Annotated in this window: 19 protein-coding genes and 2 pseudogenes; 17 read left to right on the plus strand and 4 right to left on the minus strand. The window is 60.2% G+C overall.

The annotated features are described in order from the left end of the window. Positions 1 to 38 precede the first annotated feature (38 nt). From WOC76_RS00690 to WOC76_RS00720, 7 genes are all read left to right on the plus strand, one after another. Positions 39 to 371, plus strand: a complete 333-nt coding sequence (locus WOC76_RS00690; RefSeq protein WP_341102737.1) for a PepSY domain-containing protein — start codon at positions 39 to 41, stop codon at positions 369 to 371. Continuing rightward, positions 371 to 1,033: a response regulator transcription factor gene (locus tag WOC76_RS00695; protein ID WP_341102740.1), complete on the plus strand. Its 663-nt coding sequence runs from the start codon at positions 371 to 373 to the stop codon at positions 1,031 to 1,033. The genes WOC76_RS00690 and WOC76_RS00695 overlap by 1 nt, the downstream gene beginning before the upstream one ends. After that, entirely contained in the window at positions 1,030 to 2,412 is a 1,383-nt protein-coding gene (locus WOC76_RS00700) for a HAMP domain-containing sensor histidine kinase (RefSeq protein ID WP_341102741.1), read from the plus strand. Before WOC76_RS00695 ends, WOC76_RS00700 begins: the two co-directional genes overlap by 4 nt. Further along, positions 2,409 to 3,374, plus strand: a complete 966-nt coding sequence (locus WOC76_RS00705; RefSeq protein WP_341431224.1) for a tetratricopeptide repeat protein — start codon at positions 2,409 to 2,411, stop codon at positions 3,372 to 3,374. The genes WOC76_RS00700 and WOC76_RS00705 overlap by 4 nt, the downstream gene beginning before the upstream one ends. An 8-nt stretch (positions 3,375 to 3,382) precedes the next feature. Then, on the plus strand, positions 3,383 to 5,452 hold the full coding sequence (locus tag WOC76_RS00710) for a heavy metal translocating P-type ATPase (protein WP_341102745.1): 2,070 nt from the start codon (positions 3,383 to 3,385) through the stop codon (positions 5,450 to 5,452). Between the two features lie 93 nt (positions 5,453 to 5,545). After that, the gene (locus WOC76_RS00715) at positions 5,546 to 6,463 is read left to right on the plus strand and encodes a cation diffusion facilitator family transporter (RefSeq protein WP_341102746.1); all 918 of its coding nucleotides are present in this window, start codon (positions 5,546 to 5,548) and stop codon (positions 6,461 to 6,463) included. Positions 6,464 to 7,012: 549 nt separating this feature from the next. Beyond that, positions 7,013 to 7,984 (plus strand): cation diffusion facilitator family transporter, encoded by a 972-nt coding sequence (locus tag WOC76_RS00720; protein WP_341102748.1) that lies wholly within the window; start codon positions 7,013 to 7,015, stop codon positions 7,982 to 7,984. Between the two features lie 489 nt (positions 7,985 to 8,473). Here WOC76_RS00720 and WOC76_RS00725 read toward each other — a convergent pair whose 3' ends face one another. Together WOC76_RS00725 and WOC76_RS00730 are read right to left on the minus strand one after the other, a co-directional pair. Beyond that, positions 8,474 to 9,067: a hypothetical protein gene (locus tag WOC76_RS00725; protein ID WP_341102750.1), complete on the minus strand. Its 594-nt coding sequence runs from the start codon at positions 9,065 to 9,067 to the stop codon at positions 8,474 to 8,476. 238 nt (positions 9,068 to 9,305) lie between these two features. Continuing rightward, a complete protein-coding gene (locus tag WOC76_RS00730; RefSeq protein WP_341102752.1) occupies positions 9,306 to 10,514 on the minus strand; it encodes an MFS transporter in 1,209 nt (402 codons plus the stop codon). A 222-nt stretch (positions 10,515 to 10,736) separates the two neighbouring features. Here WOC76_RS00730 and WOC76_RS00735 point away from each other — a divergent pair, with 222 nt between their 5' ends. From WOC76_RS00735 to WOC76_RS00750, 4 genes are read left to right on the plus strand one after another with little or no spacing between them, the layout of a single operon-like run. Further along, positions 10,737 to 11,051: a PadR family transcriptional regulator gene (locus tag WOC76_RS00735; protein ID WP_341390050.1), complete on the plus strand. Its 315-nt coding sequence runs from the start codon at positions 10,737 to 10,739 to the stop codon at positions 11,049 to 11,051. 49 nt (positions 11,052 to 11,100) lie between these two features. After that, positions 11,101 to 11,823, plus strand: a complete 723-nt coding sequence (locus WOC76_RS00740) for a hemerythrin domain-containing protein (RefSeq protein ID WP_341102754.1) — start codon at positions 11,101 to 11,103, stop codon at positions 11,821 to 11,823. Between the two features lie 6 nt (positions 11,824 to 11,829). Next, a complete protein-coding gene (gene chrA / locus WOC76_RS00745) occupies positions 11,830 to 13,050 on the plus strand; it encodes a chromate efflux transporter (RefSeq protein ID WP_341102756.1) in 1,221 nt (406 codons plus the stop codon). Further along, positions 12,993 to 13,652 carry a sulfite exporter TauE/SafE family protein gene (locus WOC76_RS00750; protein ID WP_341102758.1) on the plus strand — a complete coding sequence of 220 codons (660 nt, stop codon included), beginning with the start codon at positions 12,993 to 12,995 and terminating at the stop codon, positions 13,650 to 13,652. The genes chrA and WOC76_RS00750 overlap by 58 nt, the downstream gene beginning before the upstream one ends. Positions 13,653 to 13,768: 116 nt before the next feature. On the opposite strand, the pseudogene WOC76_RS00755 reads toward WOC76_RS00750, so the two are convergent. Together WOC76_RS00755 and WOC76_RS00760 are read right to left on the minus strand one after the other, a co-directional pair. Beyond that, positions 13,769 to 13,994 (minus strand): annotated as a pseudogene (locus WOC76_RS00755) (hypothetical protein); the annotation flags it as partial. A 216-nt stretch (positions 13,995 to 14,210) separates the two neighbouring features. Then, positions 14,211 to 14,879 (minus strand): ArsR/SmtB family transcription factor, encoded by a 669-nt coding sequence (locus WOC76_RS00760; protein WP_341102760.1) that lies wholly within the window; start codon positions 14,877 to 14,879, stop codon positions 14,211 to 14,213. Positions 14,880 to 14,992: 113 nt separating this feature from the next. Between WOC76_RS00760 and WOC76_RS00765 the strand changes: the two genes are divergently transcribed. From WOC76_RS00765 to WOC76_RS00790, 6 genes and pseudogenes are all read left to right on the plus strand, one after another. Continuing rightward, positions 14,993 to 15,733, plus strand: coding sequence for an MBL fold metallo-hydrolase (locus WOC76_RS00765; RefSeq protein ID WP_341102762.1), 741 nt, complete (start codon positions 14,993 to 14,995; stop codon positions 15,731 to 15,733). After that, on the plus strand, positions 15,730 to 17,127 hold the full coding sequence (locus WOC76_RS00770) for an MFS transporter (RefSeq protein WP_341102764.1): 1,398 nt from the start codon (positions 15,730 to 15,732) through the stop codon (positions 17,125 to 17,127). Before WOC76_RS00765 ends, WOC76_RS00770 begins: the two co-directional genes overlap by 4 nt. Before the next feature lie 40 nt (positions 17,128 to 17,167). After that, on the plus strand, positions 17,168 to 17,383 hold the full coding sequence (locus WOC76_RS00775; protein ID WP_341390044.1) for an SHOCT domain-containing protein: 216 nt from the start codon (positions 17,168 to 17,170) through the stop codon (positions 17,381 to 17,383). A gap of 148 nt (positions 17,384 to 17,531) precedes the next feature. After that, positions 17,532 to 17,912, plus strand: a pseudogene (locus WOC76_RS00780) (class I SAM-dependent methyltransferase); the annotation flags it as partial. Between the two features lie 312 nt (positions 17,913 to 18,224). Continuing rightward, complete coding sequence (locus WOC76_RS00785; protein ID WP_445730576.1) at positions 18,225 to 18,842, plus strand: class I SAM-dependent methyltransferase; 618 nt, start codon at positions 18,225 to 18,227, stop codon at positions 18,840 to 18,842. A gap of 130 nt (positions 18,843 to 18,972) precedes the next feature. Further along, positions 18,973 to 19,650 carry a hypothetical protein gene (locus WOC76_RS00790; protein WP_341102767.1) on the plus strand — a complete coding sequence of 226 codons (678 nt, stop codon included), beginning with the start codon at positions 18,973 to 18,975 and terminating at the stop codon, positions 19,648 to 19,650. Positions 19,651 to 19,690 lie beyond the last annotated feature (40 nt).

A 19,690-nucleotide genomic window follows, 5' to 3' on the forward strand; every position in this document is an offset into this window, starting at 1 on the left:
GTTATCGATTTGACAGGAACAGTCGGGCATAATTGCTCATGGCCAAAATATTGCGACAAACCCGGGTCCGGGCGCTCTTCCTTCTTTCGGTGGGGTGGTTTGGCAGCGCCATGGCGCAGGACGAGTTCCGCAAGAAAGCCGAAGATCATGACGTTGCCCTCCGGGCTCTGGCGCGCCAGGAAATACTGCCGCTGGAGACGGTTCTCTCTGAGGTCCGCAAGACTGTTTCCGGCGAAATCGTCGGCGTTGAGCTGGAGCGTAACGGTGGGGTCTGGCTGTACGAAATCAAGATCATCGCGCCTGGGGATAACATGGTCGAAGCGGTCGTCGATGCACGAACAGCCAGGGTCGTAGAGACCAGAGGCCGGTAATGCGCATTTTGCTCGTAGAAGACGATCAGCGCATTGCTCGCAACGTTGCGGAAGCGCTCGTTGAAGCAGGGTATCTGGTCGACTGCGAAGGCGACGGCGAACAAGCTTGGTTCAAGGGCGACACTGAGGATTACTCAGCCGCCATTCTTGACCTTGGCTTACCCCGCCTGGACGGCCTCACGATCTTGAAAAGATGGCGCGCCAACGGCCGCGCGATGCCTATTTTGATCCTTACATCGCGCGACACCTGGACGGAAAGGGTCGAGGGGATAAATTCGGGCGCTGATGACTATCTGCCAAAGCCGTTCAAGATGGAGGAGTTGCTGGCGCGGCTTCGTGCAATCGTGCGTCGATCAACTGGACTCTTTGCGGCAGTCATTACAGTCGGCCCTTTGAGCCTCGACACACGTCAAATGCGACTGACCTGCGATGGTGTGCCGATTAGCCTCACCCCGCAAGAATATCGGCTGTTGAGTTATTTGATGCATCACTCCGGCCGAGTGGTGCCGCACGCAGAGTTGATGGAGCAGCTTTTTTCTCATGATTCAGACAAGAATGGCAATGCCATCGAAGTTTTGATTGGACGCGTCCGTAAGAAAATCGGGTTCGACTGCATCGAAACGCGCCGCGGTTTTGGCTACATTATCGGCGGGGACGGATGAGCAGCCGTTCCCTGCGACTGCGCCTCTTGGTCGCCGCCGCGATTTCGCTGATTGTCGCCCTGCTTCTTGCAGGGGGAGCGCTAGTTGGCGTCTTTGAACGTTATGTTGTTCGCCGCGTCGCAGCTGAACTGGACACTTACGTTCGCCAGCTCGCGGCGAGCGTTTCCCTGTCGTCGGATGGTTCGCTTCAGATCGGTCGGCAGTTGGCGGATCCCCGCTTCGATGCGCCATTGAGCGGTCTTTACTGGCAAGTTAGCGACGACGCCACCGGAGCTAAGTTGCGTTCACGTTCACTATGGGACCATATAATTGAACTTCCCAATGATCCACTGAAGCCGGGAGGAGTCCACCGTCACGATTTGCCCGGACCGAACGGCGAAACGCTTTTCGCCAGCGAACGCGGCGTCATCTTTACCGTTGGGGAGGAGAGACATCTTCTCAGGATCATAGCCGGCCTAGATCGCAAGGAAATTATCGAGGGGCGACGCGAATTTGCCGGCGACGTCGCCCAGTCTCTGGCAATCCTGGCCATTGGATTACTCCTGGCTGCGTGGGGACAGATTGCCATCGGTCTGAGACCTTTGGAAGCCGTCCGCCGCAGCGTAAACGCCGTGCGTTCCGGTGAGCAAAAGACGGTCCTTATCGACGGTCCAGACGAGATTATGCCACTCGTCGCCGAGGTCAATTCACTCCTTGAAGCAAAGGCGAAGGCGCTTGAAGCAGCCAAGGCGCGCGCGGCCAACCTGGCCCATGCCCTCAAGACGCCGCTAACGGTCTTGGCCACAGACGCCGATCGGCTATCGCGAAAAGGTGAAATAGAAATTGCAAGCGAACTGCATGACCTTGCCTTTGGCATGCGCCGTCAGATTGATCGTGAGCTTTCCAGGGCGCGTGTGCAATCGACCGCTGCAACGGCAAAACAGTCGACGGTCGTGCGTGACGTAATCGAAGGCGTGATCAAGACGCTGTCCCGTAGCCCCAAAGGGGCAAGCGTTTCTTGGATGATTGAGATACCCAACAACATAAAAACGAGCGTCGCTGAGGAAGACGCGACCGAACTGTTTGGCGTGCTCTTGGACAACGCCCTCAAATGGTCACGGTCCGAAGTCCGCGTCGCCGGAGCAGGAGGAGACCGCCTATGCGTCGTTATCGAAGATGACGGCCCCGGGGTGTCAGCGGACCAACTGGCCAAACTTGGTCAGCGAGGGATCAGGCTCGATGAAACCATCGAAGGTTCAGGGCTCGGCCTCGCGATCGCAGCCGACATCCTCGAGGCCTACGGCGGCGAGTTAAGATTCAGGACGCTTCAGCCCCACGGGCTGCAGGTGGCTGTCACATTGCCTGCCGCCTCTGGCGATAGCTTGCGCGCGCTAAAATGACGCCGACATGCCGGCAAATGAAAGCCTCGCGGAAGGTTGAGGGCGCTGGGGAGGCTGAGGCCGTTATTAAACCAGGAGATCGCATGCGCAGGAGCGTGAATCGCCGCCGTGGTTTCCGTAAATCCGGCTCGCTATTGGCGAGCTTTGTAACCTTGCCGGTTAAACCCTTGTTCTTGGCCTTGTCTATTTTGAGTTCGCTCAGCACGCCGGCGTTTGCACGAACCGATTTCTTAGCCGCGTGCCGCACCGGCGAGATCGAGACGCGGATCGCCGCCTGCGCGGAAGTTATTTCGCGCGGAAGAGGGGGGACAAAGCGAAATCAACTCTTCGCCTATATCAGTCGGGCCGCCGCTTATCGGACTAAGGGCGATTCTGACCGAGCCCTCGCCGATCTCGACAAGGCGCTGCGGCTCAGCCCGAAATCGGCGCCCGCCCTTTTGGAGCGTGGGTCGATCTATCGTGATCGAGGCGATTTTGATCGCGCCATCGCCGATTACGGCGCGGCGATCTCAGCGCAACCCAAATCCGCAACGGCCTTCTTTGGCCGGGCCGAATCTTATCGCGCGAAGAACAACCTAGACAGCGCCATCGCCGATTACGACGTCGCGCTGCGTCTCGACAAAAGCCTGGCGATGGCTCGCAGAGGCCGCGCGACCGCCTATCGAGATAAGGGCGACCTCGACAGGGCGCTAGCCGACTTTGACGCAGCGTTGACGCTCGATCCAAAATCCGCCCCCACGCACGTCTTGCGCGGCGCCATCTATCATTCCAAGGGCAATCTCGACCGAGCTATTGCGGACTACGACAAAGCCATTGAGCTCGACCCGCGCTATGCGAGCGCCTTCGTAGAGCGGGCAAACGCCTTTCGGGACAAGCACGAACTCGAGCGCGCGAAGCAAGACCTCGAAGCCGCGTTAAAACTCAACCCTCGACTCGGCCCAGCGAAAGTCGCGCTGTATTGAGCGGCCGCATGATTGTGCTGGACACCGCCCCGTCCATCTCGCCCGGCGAGATCATCAGCGCCGTTCGCCGCACCGGCATGACCGCCGACGAATGGCGCCTCGAAGGCCGGGAACCTTCGGACGCCAGCGAGCGGCGGCGCCGTCAGCAAGTCTGGTTCACGGGCCTCAGTGGATTGTTCGTCGCAGCCGGATTCGTCATTCACATATGGCTCGCCGGCGGCTTTGGCGAAGCGCTGAGGCTTCTGGGGGGCCATGACGGAAAGTCCATGCCATTGCCAGAGGCGGCCGCCTACGCGCTGGCGGTCGTCTTCGGCGTGCGTTTCGTCATTGTCAAAGCCTGGTATGCGGCGCTCGGCTTGCGACCCGATATGAACCTCTTGATGGTGATCGCCGTTGCCGGCGCTGTCGCCATCGGCGAATGGTTTGAAGCGGCGACCGTGTCGTTCTTGTTCGCACTCTCGCTGACGTTGGAAAGCTGGAGCGTCGCGCGGGCGCGCCATGCCATCTCCGCCCTTCTTGATCTTGCGCCACCCACTGTCCGGCTCTTGCGTCCAGATGGATCGGAAGCGGACGCGCCGGCGGCGGAAATTCGGCCGGGCGACCGCTTCGTCGTTCGCGCCGGCGAGCGTATTGCGCTCGACGGCCGCGTCGTGATGGGCGTCAGCGCCGTAAATCAGGCGCCGATCACTGGCGAAAGCGTGCCTGTGGAGAAGGAACCGGGCGCCGACGTCTTTGCCGGCACGATAAATGGCGACGGCGCGCTAACGGTGGAAGCGACGCGCGCGGCCGAGAACACCCTGCTCGCCCGCATTATCCGCATGGTGGAAGAGGCGCATGCTCGGCGCGCTCCCTCGGAGCAATGGGTGGAACAATTTGCCCGCGTTTATACGCCGTCCGTCATGGCGTTTGCGATCGTCGTTTTTCTCGGGCCGCCGCTCGCATTCGGGGGAGCATGGAATGATTGGTTCTATCGCGCGCTTGTCCTGCTGGTGATCGCCTGTCCCTGCGCCTTAGTGATCTCTACGCCCGTGTCCATTGTCGCGGCGCTCGCTTCATCAGCTCGAGCCGGCGTGCTGGTCAAGGGCGGGGCTTATCTCGAGCTTCCCGCCCGGCTGAAAGCCGTAGCCATGGACAAGACGGGAACGATTACGCGCGGCGAGCCGGAGGTCGTCCGTGTTGTGCCGTTCGGGACGCATACGGACGCTGAATTGTTGGCGCGTGCGGCGGCGCTCGAGGCCCGTTCCACGCACCCGCTGGCGCGCGCCATTCTCCACAAGGCGCAAGAGCGGGTGGGCGTCATTGCGCCAGCGACGGAAGTCCAGGCGCTTAAAGGAAAGGGCCTGACAGGCATGTTTGACGGCGAGCCGTTCTGGCTCGGTTCGCATCGCTATGTCGTCGAGCGCGGCCAGGACACGCCCCAGTCCGCAGAACTGGCGGAAGCATTGGAGGGGGATGGCAAGACCGTGATCGTTGTCGGCAATGCGAGGCATGTCTGCGGACTCATCGCCGTCGCCGACACAATTCGCCCCGAAGCTGGCGAAATCGTCCGGCAGCTGCATGCCGCCGGCGTCGCGCATATCGTCATGTTAACGGGAGACAACCGGGTCACAGCCGAAGCCATTGCGCGTGAAGTTGGCGTCGACGAGGTATATGCGGAATTGTTGCCAGAGGACAAAGTTAAGAAGATTGACGAACTGGTTGGCCGTTATGGCGTCGTCGCAATGGTTGGCGACGGCGTAAATGATGCGCCAGCGCTAGCTCGCGCCAGTCTCGGCGTCGCTATGGGCGCGATTGGCTCCGACGCCGCGATCGAAACAGCCGACGTCGCGCTGATGACCGACGACATCTCGAAGTTGCCCTGGCTGGTTCGTCACGCGAAGCGGACACTTGCAATTATCCGGCAGAACATAGCCTTCTCGCTCGGCGTCAAGGCCATCTTCATGGCGCTCACTTTCGCCGGCTTGGCCACCCTTTGGGGCGCCATCGCCGCTGACGTCGGCGCGTCGCTTGTGGTTATCGCCAACGCGCTGCGGCTCTTGCGGCCGACTCCTGTCCCTCACACAGGCTCGCCTCCGTGAGGATTGCAGCTTACCCCATGCTACGTCATGGCTCCGGCTCCGCGCTGCTTTCGCCCGACGAACCCCCTTTGTCGAACCTCGAAAAGGATAATCATGGAGGCAGGACAGTCGCACGGGCCGGCAACGCCATCGGGAAGCGCTGCGGGGCGGCATAAGAGAGGGCTCGTCAGCGCTCTCGCTCTCGCCGTGGCGTTCATGGCGGTCGAGGTGATTGGCGGTCTGTGGACGGGCAGCCTTGCGCTGCTCGCGGATGCGGCGCATATGTTGACCGACGCCGCCGGCTTGGCTTTAGCGCTCATCGCTATCCGTTTCGCGGAGCGCCCGGCGACGCCTCAGAACACTTATGGCTATGTCCGAATGGAGGTTTTATCGGCGCTGACGAACGCCGTGGTTCTCCTGTTGCTGACCAGCTACATCTTATACGAAGCTTACCAGCGCTTCCTGGACCCGCCTGAAATTCTAGGCGCGCCCATGCTGGGCGTGGCCCTTGTTGGCCTTGCGGTCAACTTGATCAGCATGAAGCTCCTCTCCGCCGGCTCGTCGGAAAGCCTCAACGTCAAAGGGGCATATTTCGAAGTCCTGAGCGACATGCTTGCGTCGCTCGGCGTCATTATCGCTGCGGCGATCGTCATGCTCACCGGCTGGCCGCTGGCCGATCCAATCATCGGAGCGGGCATTGGGCTCTTCATCATTCCTCGCACATGGATCTTGTTGAAACAGGCGGTCCATATTCTGATGGAGGGCACGCCGCCGGATGTCGACATTGCGCTGCTTGAGCGAAAACTCGCCGAAATTCCCGACGTGACAGCCGTGCACGATCTGCACGTCTGGACGATTACCTCCGGCATAGACGCGATGAGCTGCCATCTCGTCGTGACGGATATGGCGCAGGCACGGACGGTCCTTCTCGCGGCCAACAACGTGATGAAGAATGACTTTCGCATAACGCACGCGACGATCCAAATCGAGGATCAGAATTTACGAGAGGTTGAAGGTGAGTTGAAGCTGTAAACGCAACGACAAAACGTGACAGAAGGCTACATCAGGGGACAGGAGTGCGAGCGGCCCTCTTTTGCGCTCACGTGAGTGCTGCCGTACCGCCCAGATGGATAACGAAAGATCTGAAAAAATTCATCCGTCGTTCATGGTGCGAGGACCAAGTTATTTACGAATGATTTAGGAGAGGGTCATGAGACAATCCGGCAAGATTGGTTGCGCGTGCGCCGCCGCAATCACTTCGTTGTTTGCCACGGTCATTGCGACGAGCGCCGCCCGCGCCGCGCCTTTTATACAAACTTTGCCAGACGCATCCGGCGTCAGTGTGGAGAAGGTAGGTTGTGGGTGGGTTAATGGCTGGAACGGTCCGGCGTGGGTTTGCCAACCGGATTATGGGCACCATGATTACCACCCGGGTCACTGGGACGCTCATGACGATCATTATGATTAGCATGAGCATGACGGTGAGATAACCGAGCCGCACTCCCATTGGCACCGACACGAGCCGCTGTGGCATGCGCACGCCCACTACCCTGACGTTTATCATCGGCATCGGCATCGGCATTGAGCCAAGATCACGAGCACAATGGGCATGGGCGTGACCATTCCCACGACGACGGCCATCACGAACATTACCACGGAGCGGGACATGTTCACGCGCCCGCGAGCTTCGGGAAAGCCTTCGCGATTGGCGTCGCCCTCAATGTCGGATTTGTGATTATCGAGGTCGCCTACGGTGTCCTCAGCAATTCCGTCGCTCTACTTGCGGACGCAGGCCACAATCTCGGCGACGTGCTCGGGCTGCTCGTTGCTTGGACAGCAAGCGCGCTGGTCAAGCGCGCTCCGTCTGCTCGCTTCACTTATGGCCTGCGCGGCTCTTCGATTCTGGCCGCGCTGTTCAACGCGATATTCTTGCTGCTGACCGTAGGCGCGATTTCATGGGAAGCAATTCTGCGATTCAGCAATCCTCAGCCGATGTCTGGCAAGACGGTGATGATCGTGGCCGCGATTGGCGTCGTTATCAATGGCGTCACGGCATTACTGTTTGCTGCCGGTCGCAAAGGCGATCTCAATGTGCGGGGAGCCTTCGCGCACATGGCGGCGGACGCGCTCGTCTCGGCGGGCGTCGTGGCCGCCGGTCTCGTGATCTTTCTGACCGGCTGGGTCTGGCTTGATCCTCTGGTCAGTCTCGCGATCAATGCAGTCATTGTCTCGGGTACATGGGCGCTGCTGCGAGATTCTGTCGGCATGTCGATGGCGGCGGTTCCCATGCAAATCGACCCCGCCGAGGTGCGTCGATTCATCGAAGGGCGTGCGGGAGTCGCGAGCCTTCACGATCTGCATGTCTGGCCGATGAGCACAACGGAGATCGCGTTAACATGCCACCTGGTGATGCCGGGAGGGCACCCGGGCGACGCCTTCATTCATGGCTTGTGCGAGGAGTTATCCGCCCGGTTCAAGATCAACCACGCAACCGTCCAAATTGAGGTTGACCAGCATCTTGCCTGTGCGCTTGCGCCTGACGATGTGGTCTAGCGGTGATGGCCGATGCCGGTTGCGCGCTGACAACTTCACGCAATTCGAGAGACGGGGCAAGAGTTTCCTGAAACCAGCTAACCTCGTTAAATCTTTTCCTTCCATCAGTTCTCGTCTAGAATGAAACATTCAAAGTCTCGCTCGTCGCCGTATCGCCAATCTTTCAGATCGTAGCGATAGCAACGAGGGGGGGGTGATCGCAGCGACCAGCGTAAGTGACGCATGGCGTCGCGTCTCGGCCTAACACCCTAGCCGTCCCCTTTGCTGGCCTAGCGAAGGACGAGGTCAGGGCCGCAATCGTGAACAAGACGCCAAGAACAATCGGCGCAACCGGACGTCTTGCGTTGAGATGCGGTGCGCTCCTGCTTTCTGGGACTCGATAAATGCTAATGTTGGATTCGTCCCTTTAATTCGCCTCGGCCTCACCCTTGGTGGTGTAGACGTTTTCCCAATGGACTTGTCGGTAGCCGTAGTCCTTGCAGCTGATCGTCAGTGATGATGCGGGTTTTCACCACGAGCAATCATGAGATGGTGCATCTGATGATGCATGCCCCGCGTCATCACACCGAGGAAGCCGAGCCCCCGCAACTTGGCGGCGTCGCTGGCGGGTGGGCGCACAATCAGAGATGCGCCTCCCTCGATTTCGGACGCTTCAAAGCCCCAGCCGTCCACGCCGTTCATCGTCTCCGCGTGGGCTATCACCATGCGACGAACCGAGTCCCGAACCCCGCCTGAACCCGTGATGATGAGCCGGATTCCGCCGTCAACCGGCTCGCTTTTCACGTCGGCTGCCAGTGTGACGTTGTTCATGTCGATGAGATGCTGCCGGAGCGCGTCGATATTCACTTTTGACCAATCGGTCTTGGGGTCGGCTTCTAGAATTCCGACGATTTCTTGAATCGCCGCGAATGCGTCCTGCCCGGACTGTGTCGGCCCATTACCGGTTGCGCCCTGTTCATGCATCATATGATGATGCTGCATCATCTGGTGATCGGCTCCGCCGCCGCTTTGGCGGTCAGGATTCGACTGTGCAAACGAAGCGGCAGGGATGAGGCAGGCGACAATGGCCAAGGCGCGGATCATGGAGCTCTCCTTCAATTGAGAGTCGTTGGCCACGACGGCGCATGCCAAAGCATGATTGTAATCATGCTATCGTAACTGGCCCATCCTGTTAGATGGGTTCTCAGGACGCGAATACAACTTCGCAGCCGGAACCGTGGAAATGCAAAAAAAGATCGCTAAGCGGAACACATGGCCAGCGGTGTTGGTCATGCATTCAGACGCCAGCATGATCGTGAGGATGCGCGTCGTCTGCGACGGGTCAGGCCAGCTTATCTGGGGCGGTTGGATTTCGGCACTCTGGAATCAGCAAGAGAAGAGCGATGCTGCCAACCACAGCAGAGGCGACGCCGTAATAGAACACGGCCGCATGGCCGGCTTTGTCCCAAAGCACCCCTGCGACCACACTGGCGACGAGTTGTAGCAGGCCTATGGTCGTGCTGTACCAGCCGATGCCTCCAGCGCGCAGATGCTCCGGCACGAAATCCGACGCGAGCGCCTTGCCGACGGAACGAAAAATCCCTTCATACAATCCGTAGAAAACGAATGCTCCCGCTACCAAAAAAATATTTCTTGTCAGCGCAAAGCCAAGATAGGCAAGCGCGAAAATAATGAAGGAGGCTAGCAACACATTTCTTCTTCCCCATCGGTCAGAAAGAGTCCCGGCCGGATAGGAAATCAGTGCAGCAACGAGATTGAACCCAGCATAAATCAGAATCGTGGTCTCGAGGGACGCGCCAAGGTCTTGCGTGCGAAGGATCAGAAACGAGTTGCTTGAGTTGCCGAGTCCAAACAAGGCTATCACCAGCAAATACTTCCAATAACTTTTCGGAAATTGCCACAAGCTGGCGTCGATTTTCGACTTGGCGGTTGCCGCTGCGGGGCGCTCCGTCACAAGCAGAACCATAACGAAGGCCAGAAGGCCGGGAATGAGCGCGACATAGAAAATGGTGCGTATCTCAACATGCAAGGAATAGAGGAGGAACGCGGCCAAGATCGGCCCCAGAAAAGCGCCTGCATTGTCGCCGATGCCTTCGAGCCCGAAGGCTCTGCCTCTGTTGCCGTCGTCGACCGAAGATGCGATCAGCGCGTCACGCGGCGCGGAGCGGATGCCGGACCCCAGCCGGTCGAGCAATCGCGCGCCGAAAACGCCTTGCCACGCCGTGGCAAGCCCCATCAGAGGCTTGGCGACCATCGCCAACAGATAGCCGACGAGGGCAATCGTTTTTCGCTTTTGCAACTTATCCGACAGCGCGCCGGAAAAGCCTTGCACCACGTTCTGCGTGGCCTGAGCTAGACCATCGATCAGGCCAACGATGCTTCCGGATGCCTGTAGCGTCTGAGTCAGAAACACGGGCAGGACCGGGTAGAGCATCTCCGTCGAGATGTCGGCGAATAGGCTGCCGAAGGCCAGCAGAAACGTGTTTCTTGAGAGCCCCGAATAGAATCGTCGGCCGGTCAAGGAGGCCATGCGGAACCCCGGTTGTTGCGTACGCTTGCGCTTAAATGAAAGTCTGAACCTGCTTCACGGTAAGCGCAATCCAATTCCCTGCGCACGATTATAGATGGGCTAAAGCCTGCGCCTACTATGTCGCCTGACGATTGCACGCCCGTTTGAAATAGGTTGACACGGAGAAGCATCGCACTAACGTTATCTTAAACCGATATCGGATTTCGATCATGATCCGGGGCGATGCGCAACAAATTTCTCTATGCCGGTCTGATCCGGCTCCATGTTCTCCATCACGCCGCGAAAGAGCCGATCTACGGCCTCGCTATGATCGAGGAACTGGAACGGCATGGTTACAAGATCAGCGCCGGCACGCTCTATCCCATCCTGCACGGCCTCGAAGGCAAAGGATATCTGACCTCGACCGAAGAGAGGATCGGCAGCACGGCCCGGCGCATGTATCGTGCAACGCCCGCAGGAGCCAAGGCGCTTTCTGCGGCAAAACTCAAGGTGCGGGAATTGTTCGGAGAGCTATTCGAGGACGACCCCGCCGCCTGAGTGGCCTCAGGGCTGCGGAGTCAATCTTCATCATAAAAGGGAGACGCCGATGATCGAATTTGACAACGCACGTCGCCGCCTGGTCATCGCCGCCGGCGCGGGGCTCGTGCTGGCAGGGGCCAACCCTCAAATTGTTCGGGCCGCCGAAAAACGCGACGAAGACAAAGAAAAGGAAGTCGGCGCGGTCGAAGACCTGATGCGCGAGCATGGCGTCATTCGCCGCGCCATCCTCGTCTATCGTGACATGGCCGCGAAGCTGCGGACAAAGCCGGCCAGCCTCGATCCCGACCTGATCCACCGCACGGCAATGATGTTTCGCAACTTCGGCGAGGACTATCACGAGAAAAAACTCGAAGAGACGCACATCTTCCCGACGATCAAGAAGGTCGGGGGGCCGGCGGCGGCCTATGTCGATGTTCTAATCGCCCAACACCAACGCGGCCGGGAGCTCACGGATTACATCCTCGCCGTCGTCGGCAAAGGGGCGATAGCAGCCGGCGACGCCGAGGCGCTGGCGCGTGTCTTGGATAGTGTCGAACTTATGTATGAGCACCACGCCGCGCGCGAGGATACCGTTGTCTTTCCGGCGTGGAAGGGCGCGCTCTCGGCGCATCAACTCGACGAAATGGGTGAGACGTTCGAAGACATCGAATATCAGCAATTCGGCAAGGACGGGTTTGAAGACGCCGTGGCGCAAATCGCGCTCATTGAACAGGCGCTCGGTATGGCCGAGATCGCGCAATTCACTGCGCCGCCGCCACCAAAAGCATGAGTCCTTATGAACGTGGACGTCGACGCGACGCCCTATAGAGGGCGTCGTTCCTTTCTTGAAGTGCTTTGGGTGTTCCTCCGGCTTGGGGTGACGAGCTTTGGCGGTCCAATCGCACATCTGGGCTATTTCCGCGCCGAATTCGTCGAGCGCCGCAAATGGCTCGACGAAGCGGCCTACACCGACATCATCGCGCTCTGCCAATTCCTGCCCGGGCCAGCGAGCAGTCAGGTCGGCATTATTCTCGGCATGTTGCGCGCCGGGTTGCCGGGCGGACTTGCGGCATGGCTCGGTTTCACCATGCCTTCGGCCCTCGCGCTCGTCGCCTTCGCTTATGGCGTCGGCAGGCTCGGCGATATATCGCAGGTTGCATGGCTGCATGGCCTGAAAATCGTTGCCGTTGCCGTTGTCGCCCAGGCGATTTGGGGCATGGCGCGAAGCCTTTGCCCTGATCGGGAACGGGTGACGCTCGCCGTCGCGGCGACTTTGCTCACCTTGGCCATTCCTTCGGCAATCGGCCAGATTGCGGCCATTGTGGCAGGAGGCGTCATCGGCTGGCGTTTCCTCCCCAGCAGGAATGACGCGAAAGCTGCGCCGCTCGGGATTCCTGTCGGTCGTGCGACTGCAATCGCCTCTCTCGCCTTGTTCACGGCGTTGCTCTTCGGGTTGCCGCTGCTGGCAACGGCAACCTCCAATCACACGATCGAGCTTATCAGTAGCTTCTATCGTTCGGGCTCGCTCGTCTTCGGCGGCGGGCATGTCGTGCTGCCGTTGCTGCAACAAGCCGTCGTGCCGCGCGGCTGGATCAGCAACGATGCGTTCCTTGCCGGCTACGGGGCGGCGCAAGCCGTTCCCGGCCCGCTCTTCACTTTCGCCGCCTATCTGGGGACGGCGATGAAGTCCGCGCCGAATGGTTGGACGGGCGGCCTCATCTGCCTCGCGGCGGTCTACCTGCCATCCTTTCTCCTTCTCATTGGCGCGTTGCCGTTTTGGGTCGCTCTACGTCATCGCATGGGGGTGCAGTCCGCGCTCAAAGGCGTCAATGCGACGGTTGTCGGCATCTTGCTTGGGGCGCTTTATACGCCGGTCTGGACGAGCGCGATTTTCAGCCCAGCGGATTTTGGGCTGGCGGCGCTCGCTTTTTTGCTGCTGGTGTTTTGGCGAGTGCCGCCTTGGCTGGTGGTCTTAATTGGCGCGGTCGGCGCAACTGCGCTCGCAGCAGTCGCATAAGTTCCATTCTGTTATACGGGTCGTCTATCGGAACATTTCAGTTCTGGCGAAGTGGCTTGCTATCCTGGCGCACTTTTTATCCCTTCGCTGTGTTGGGATTCCCATTTTCCCTGGTCGGCGGCGCGGTCCAACTATCGACTGCGATTTACTATCCGATCGTCGGCGTCATTTTGTTGCTGTCGGCTGCGCAGATGGTCCGCTCAGCGACAAAAATGAGCGTCAAGCACTTTTCACCGCCTACGCAACCTCCGTTCCTTCCTGCTTTGCTGACCGGCGCGGCAATAGGGTTCATATCCGGCACGACGGGAACTGGAGGCGGTATCTTCCTTGCGCCCGCGATCCTGTCGATGAACTGGGTCAGTTTGCGCCGTACAGCGGCGGTGACGGCCGCATATAACCTGCTTAACTCAGCGGCCGCGCTGATTGGCGCGTACAGCATTCTTAGTTCAACACCGCAGGCGTTGCCAGTCTGGCTTGTTGCTGTCGGCGCAGGGGGCACGATCGGATCATTTGTAGGTAGCCGCTATCTGCCCGACAGCGGACTGCGGTACATCTTAGCGATGATTCTCTTCGCTTCCGGCATGAAGCTCGTCCTCACCTGAAGTTGCAAATCTTTGATCAAAAACCCATAATTCGAGGAGATGAAAGGTGCGGTGAATCGATCGCCTACGACTGGCTTCTGGCGTGGGACTATGGCGCTTCTTGTGGCGATTGCCGGCGCCGCAGCCGCGCGGGTTCTGATGGGGTCGCCTCTGCCCTCCTCGGCGACCGGGCGGATGGCTGTGACCCTGGGCTTCCCCTCGGTGAGCATGCCGGTCTTGTCGACGACAACCGTATCGATCTTCTGGAACCGCTCCAAAGCCTCCGCATTCTTGATGAGCACGCCGGACTGAGCGCCAAGCAATGCCGGCCATTATGGACATTGGCGTCGCAAGACCAAGCGCGGGTTAGAATCGTCGTCGGGTTCGAGCAAAAGATTTTGCGCATGGACTGCAGGAGAAGCCCGCGCTCCCGCGCGACTCGAGACCAACATTCGATGATTGGGGGCAAGGATTTCGTCGACCGTAAAAGACACGCGCTCGACCCGATGATGGTTGATCAACTGCACGAGAAAAGGCGGAGACTCAGGGTCTTGTTGCGGAGGTATTGATTTTTATGCTTCATGCATCGCCAACGGCGACTGGCAGCTCAGCGGAACGCCACTCGGGAAAACCATCCTCCAGCCTGTGCGCCTCGAAGCCGCGCGCGCGCAACGCCGCAACCGCCTCGTAGGAGAGAACGCAGAATGCGCTGCGGCAGTAAGCGACGATCTCTTGCGAGCGATTAAGTTCCGAGAGCCGCGCTTCGAGCGCATGAAGCGGAATATTCAACGCGCCAGGCACATGCCCTAAGGCAAATTCATCTTCGGGCCGAACATCAAGCACGGTGACGGTCCCCGCGCGCAGTCGCTCCGCCAGCTCTTCGCGAGAAACCGGCTCCAGGCTGTCGCGATCGTCAAAATAGCTACGCACGATCCGCTCGACCTCGGCCACATTGCGTTCGGCGATCCTGCGTAAAGCAGCGAGCACATCGAGAACCCCGTCATCGGCAAGCCGGTAATAGACGAATTTGCCGTCGCGCCTTGGGCTCACCATGCCCGCGCGCCGCATCTGTTGAAGGTGCTGCGAGGCATTGGCGATCGAGAGGCCGGTCTTTTGCGCAAGGATTTCGACGCTGCGCTCGCCCTGGGCGAGCTGCTCCAGCAGTTCGAGACGATGCGCGTGCCCAAAAGCTCTAGCAACGGCGGCAAACTCCGCGAATAGCGCCTGTTTCGGACTTTGGGTTGACATAAGATCTCTTGTCTCTATCATTCAAGCGAGTAATTGAATATTGTCCAAGCGCTTTGTCAAGGCATGCATCCGTCCCCAGGCGCTGGCGGACAAGGAAAGGTGGAGCCCCCCCCATGATTTTGCGCCAGTTCCTGCACTCCAGCCCTGTCGCTGCTTCCTACCTTTTCGGCTGCGGCGGGCGCGCCGCCGCGGCGGTCGTCGATCCGGTCGGCGACATCGGCCCTTATGTTCGGGCCGCGGAAGAGGGCGGCATGCGCATTCGCTACGTCATCGATACGCATCTGCACGCCGATCACGTCTCGGCGGGTCGTGAGCTCGCTGAAGCGACCGGCGCGGAATATGTGCTCTTTGCCGAAGCGAAAGCGGCCTTCCCCTTCCGTGGCGTTCGCGACGGCGAGGTGTTGGAGCTTGGCAATGTTTCAGTCCAGGTCCTGCACACGCCGGGGCACACGCCCGAGCATATCTCGCTTGTCGTTACCGATCGCACGCGCGCCGACGAGCCTTGGTTCGTATTGACCGGCCACACGCTGATGGTCGGCGATCTCGGCCGAACCGAACTCGCCACGAGCGCGGAGGAAGGCGCGCGCGCTTTGTTCCGCTCGGTGCAGAGCCTCAAGGCCCTGCCGGACTATCTCGAAATCTTGCCCGGAGCCTATTCCGGCTCGGTCTGTGGCCGCAGCTTAAGCGGCAAGCCGACCTCGACGATCGGCTTTGAGAAACGCCACAACAAGGCGTTTCGCATCGACGACGAAGACGCCTTTGTGCGCGCCATGGTCGCCGATATTCCGCCGCCACCCGCGCAAGCGGCTGAAATCCGCGCGGTTAATTCCGGCTCGAGGGTAGTTGCGGAATGAGCGTGATCGACACCGGCGCGCCCGCGCGCGCCGCCTCCGGCGTAACGCTTGGGCTACGGGCCAACTGGCGGCAGTTCGCGCTGCTCGTTTTGATCAACGCCTTTGTCGGCGGCATGGTCGGAATCGAGCGCACGGTCGTGCCGTTGATCGGTTCGGAGGAATTCCACCTTGCGTCGACCACGCTCGTGGTCTCCTTCATCGTCAGCTTCGGCGTGGTCAAGGCCTTCGCCAATCTCGTCTCGGGGCATTTCGCCGACGTTTGGGGCCGCAAACGCGTGCTGATCCTCGGCTGGCTGGTCGGCCTGCCAGTTCCCTTCATGATCATGTGGGCCCCGAGCTGGGGATGGATTGTCGCCGCCAATGCGCTGCTCGGCGTCAATCAGGGCTTCGCCTGGTCGATGACCGTCATCATGAAAATTGACCTCGTGGGGCCGAAGTCGCGGGGCCTGGCGGTCGGCCTCAATGAGTTCGCGGGCTATCTCGCGGTCGGCGTCACCGCGTTTCTCACTGGCTATCTCGCGTCGGAGTATGGGCTGCGCCCGACGCCGATTTATTTGGGCGTCGGCTACGCGATTGCGGGCACGCTGCTCTCCATTCTTCTTGTTCGCGACACGCGCGCCCATGTCCGCGCGGAGATCGGCGACGTTCCAAATCAAGCTGCCGCAATGGGATTTTGGGAGGTGTTTACGCTGACCTCCTTCCGCGATCGCAATCTCTTCGCCGCCTCTCAAGCCGGACTGGTGAACAATCTTAACGACGGCATGAGCTGGGGCATTTTTCCGCTGTTTTTCGCGGCCTTCGGACTCGGCGTGGAGCGGATCGGCATTCTCAAAGCAGTGTATCCGGCGACATGGGGCGTTCTCCAAATCGCGACCGGCCCTTTGAGCGATCGCTGGGGACGCAAAGGCCTGATCGTCGCGGGGATGTGGGTCCAGGCCGCTGCTCTGTTCCTCACGGCTTTTACGCGCGATTTTCATTACTGGCTGATTGGCAGCCTGCTTCTGGGCCTGGGAACCGCCATGGTCTATCCGAGCCTGATCGCCGCTGTTTCCGACGCGTCGCATGCCAGCTGGCGGGCGCGTTCGCTCAGCGTCTATCGCTTTTGGCGCGATCTCGGCTACGCGATTGGCGCACTTTCCGCCGGCGTCATCGCTGATCTCTACGGGATGGCATGGGCGATCGGCGCAATCGCCACGCTGACATTTATCTCCGGCCTGATCGTCGCTCTGCTTATGCGCGGTCCCCGGCCTGGCTTGAGCGGAACTAATGACAACAGCGGTAAGGAGGAAGCCCATGAACGGCCGCACGACACTTATGGCGGCGTCAAGCTCCGCACTGATCCTGCAACCCGCTTGGAGTTGGGCGCAGACAGCAACCGAGCCCAACAAATATGATTGGTATCACATGTCGCCTATGATGTGGCGCGGGTATGGCATGATTTTTGGCCCGCTGTTCATGATCCTGGCGCTCGCCGTGGTGATCGCGGTCGTTGTTCTTCTCGTGCGTTGGATTGGCGGACCGGGGTATGGAGCGCAACCGCCGTATCAACCGCCTCCAGGACGCGCCCTCGACATTCTCAAAGAGCGTTTCGCCCGTGGCGAAATTAATAAGGAAGAATTCGAGGAGCGCCGACGCGTGCTAGACCAGTAATGAAATGAGCACGGGGACGCATCGCCGGAAGCAGCAGGCGGCGGGGTTGGTCGAGTCCTACGCCCGCTGGCGATCGAGCAACCTCGGCCAGATCACCGATGCTCTAGAGCAACAGCTTCTGTTTGAACTTCTCGGGTCCGTCGCCGGGATGACGTTACTTGATGTCGGTTGCGGCGATGGCGCCCTTGCGTCGAAACTTGCCCGGCGTGGCGCCGTCGTAACTGGCCTTGACCCGGACCCGGTAATGATCGCCGCCACGCGACGGCGGGCCGTGATCGAGAATGTTCAATTGCGGCTCGTCGAGGGGAAGTCCGAGACGCCGCCATTCCGAGACGCGGAGTTCGACCGAGTTCTTGCGGTTGCGGCGCTCTGCTTCGTTCCCCATGCCGAGCGGGCCATTGCGGAAATGGCCCGCGTGCTGAAGCCGGGAGGGCGGCTCATTATCGGGGAACTCGGCGGCCGAAGTCTATGGGCGGCCTATCGACGCGTCCGTGGCTGGCTTGGCCATCCATTATGGCAAGCGGCTAGATTTCGCTCACAGGCGGAACTTAGCCAACTTGTTAGCAGCGCGGGACTCGACGTCCTTGAGATGCGCGGGGCCGCCTATTATCCGCCATGCGGGACGGCGGCGCGGCTGCTTGCCGTTGTCGATCCGTGGCTCGGGCGGCGAACAACTCTCGGAGCAGCCTTTATCGCCCTATCAGCGACGAAGCCAACCGGCGCGGTCCATGCCAGGGAGAGAGAAATGAACGTGCCGCCAATCCTCTCCCAGAAGCATGATGACGCGCCGTCCGCCTCCACGCCCAAAAGTCTGTTGCCGGAATCGCGTCGCGAGAAGGGCCTGAACTTCTACGAGCGTTGGATTCTCCCGCCGCTGCTCGATTGGGTTATGCGGCAGCCGCAACTTGAACAATACCGCCGCGAGGTGGGTGCATCTGCTCGGGGCCGGGTGCTGGAAATCGGCGTCGGCTCGGGCCTGAATTTTCCGTTTTATAGCAAACAGGTTGAGATCGTTGTCGGGGTCGACCCCTCGCCCCGCTTGCTTGCCATGGCGCGGCGACGTGCCGCCGCGGCTGGAGTGCAAGCCGAACTTCTACAGGGGACGGCGACCGCGATACCTCTCGCCGATAGCACGATAGATACGGTCGTCATGACCTGGGCGCTTTGTTCGGTCCCAGACCCGTTGCTTGCGTTACGCGAAATGCGGCGGGTGCTTAAACCGGATGGGCGGCTGCTCTTTATCGAACATGGGCTTTGCCCAGAGGTCGGCGTCGAACGCTGGCAGCATCGATTGACCCCTATATGGCGTCGCGTTTCTGGCGGTTGTCACCTAGACCGAAAGATGGATGATCTCATACGCTCGGCCGGCTTCGAGCTGAAAGAGCTTAGAAACCAGTATGCGGACGGTCCCCGCATCTTCACATACATGTATGAGGGATGCGCGCGACCTGTTGCCTGACGTCGTGCTTTGCGCGGTCACGCATGGCAAAGGACGTTATCATGCGTGAGATGAGCCGGAGGGCGAGGCAGCCCCCCTAATAGCAATCTGTCCGCTGTCGTTCATCTATCAGCTGCCGATCTTCTTCGTCGTGACGAAACTTTTGCGGCGCGCGCCCCTAGCAGCTGTGCTCGTCGTCGCCGCCGGCCTGCAAGTTTCTAACATCTACACGAACTCCACCGTCATCGACGAATTCACCGCGCGCTACGTCTATTTTTTCGTGGGCTACGCCCTCGCCCCCCACGTTTTCGCGCTTGCCGACCTGGCGCGCGCTAATGTGGGGACGACGCTTTGCGCCCTTCTTGTCTGGGGCGTCGTCAACGGTCTCGCGGTGCGGCTCGCCTTTGCGGCCTTTCCCCGCGTCGGGCTTGTTCTCGGATTTGCCGGCGCGGCGGCCGTCGTCTCCTTCTCGGCGCTGCTCGCTCAGGCGCGCCTCCTGCCGGCGCTGCGCTGGCTTGGTGGGCGCTCGATTGTCGTCTATCTCGCCTTTTTCCTGCCCATGGCCGTGATCGCACTGCTGAAGCTGGACGTGATCGACGACGCAGGAGCCGTTGCGCTTATCGTTACTGCATCCGCCATTCTTGTTCCCCTCGCTGTGGAACGCCTCGTGCAGGGCACGCGGTTCGTATCTTTCTTCGAGCGCCCTGTGACCTTCCGCCTGCCACGAGCGCCGCGCCGCTCGCGGCTTGTGGCGACCGAAAAGGCGCCACAAGGGGGCGGCGACGATTGGCCGATCTGGCGCGATTGGCTTCGCTCGATCGAGCGCTAGGGCCCTATCGCCTTGACACGCTATGACTCCATGGCGTCCC

The sequence above is a fragment of the Methylocystis sp. IM3 genome, assembly GCF_038070105.1.
In the GTDB taxonomy this organism is placed as follows: domain Bacteria; phylum Pseudomonadota; class Alphaproteobacteria; order Rhizobiales; family Beijerinckiaceae; genus Methylocystis.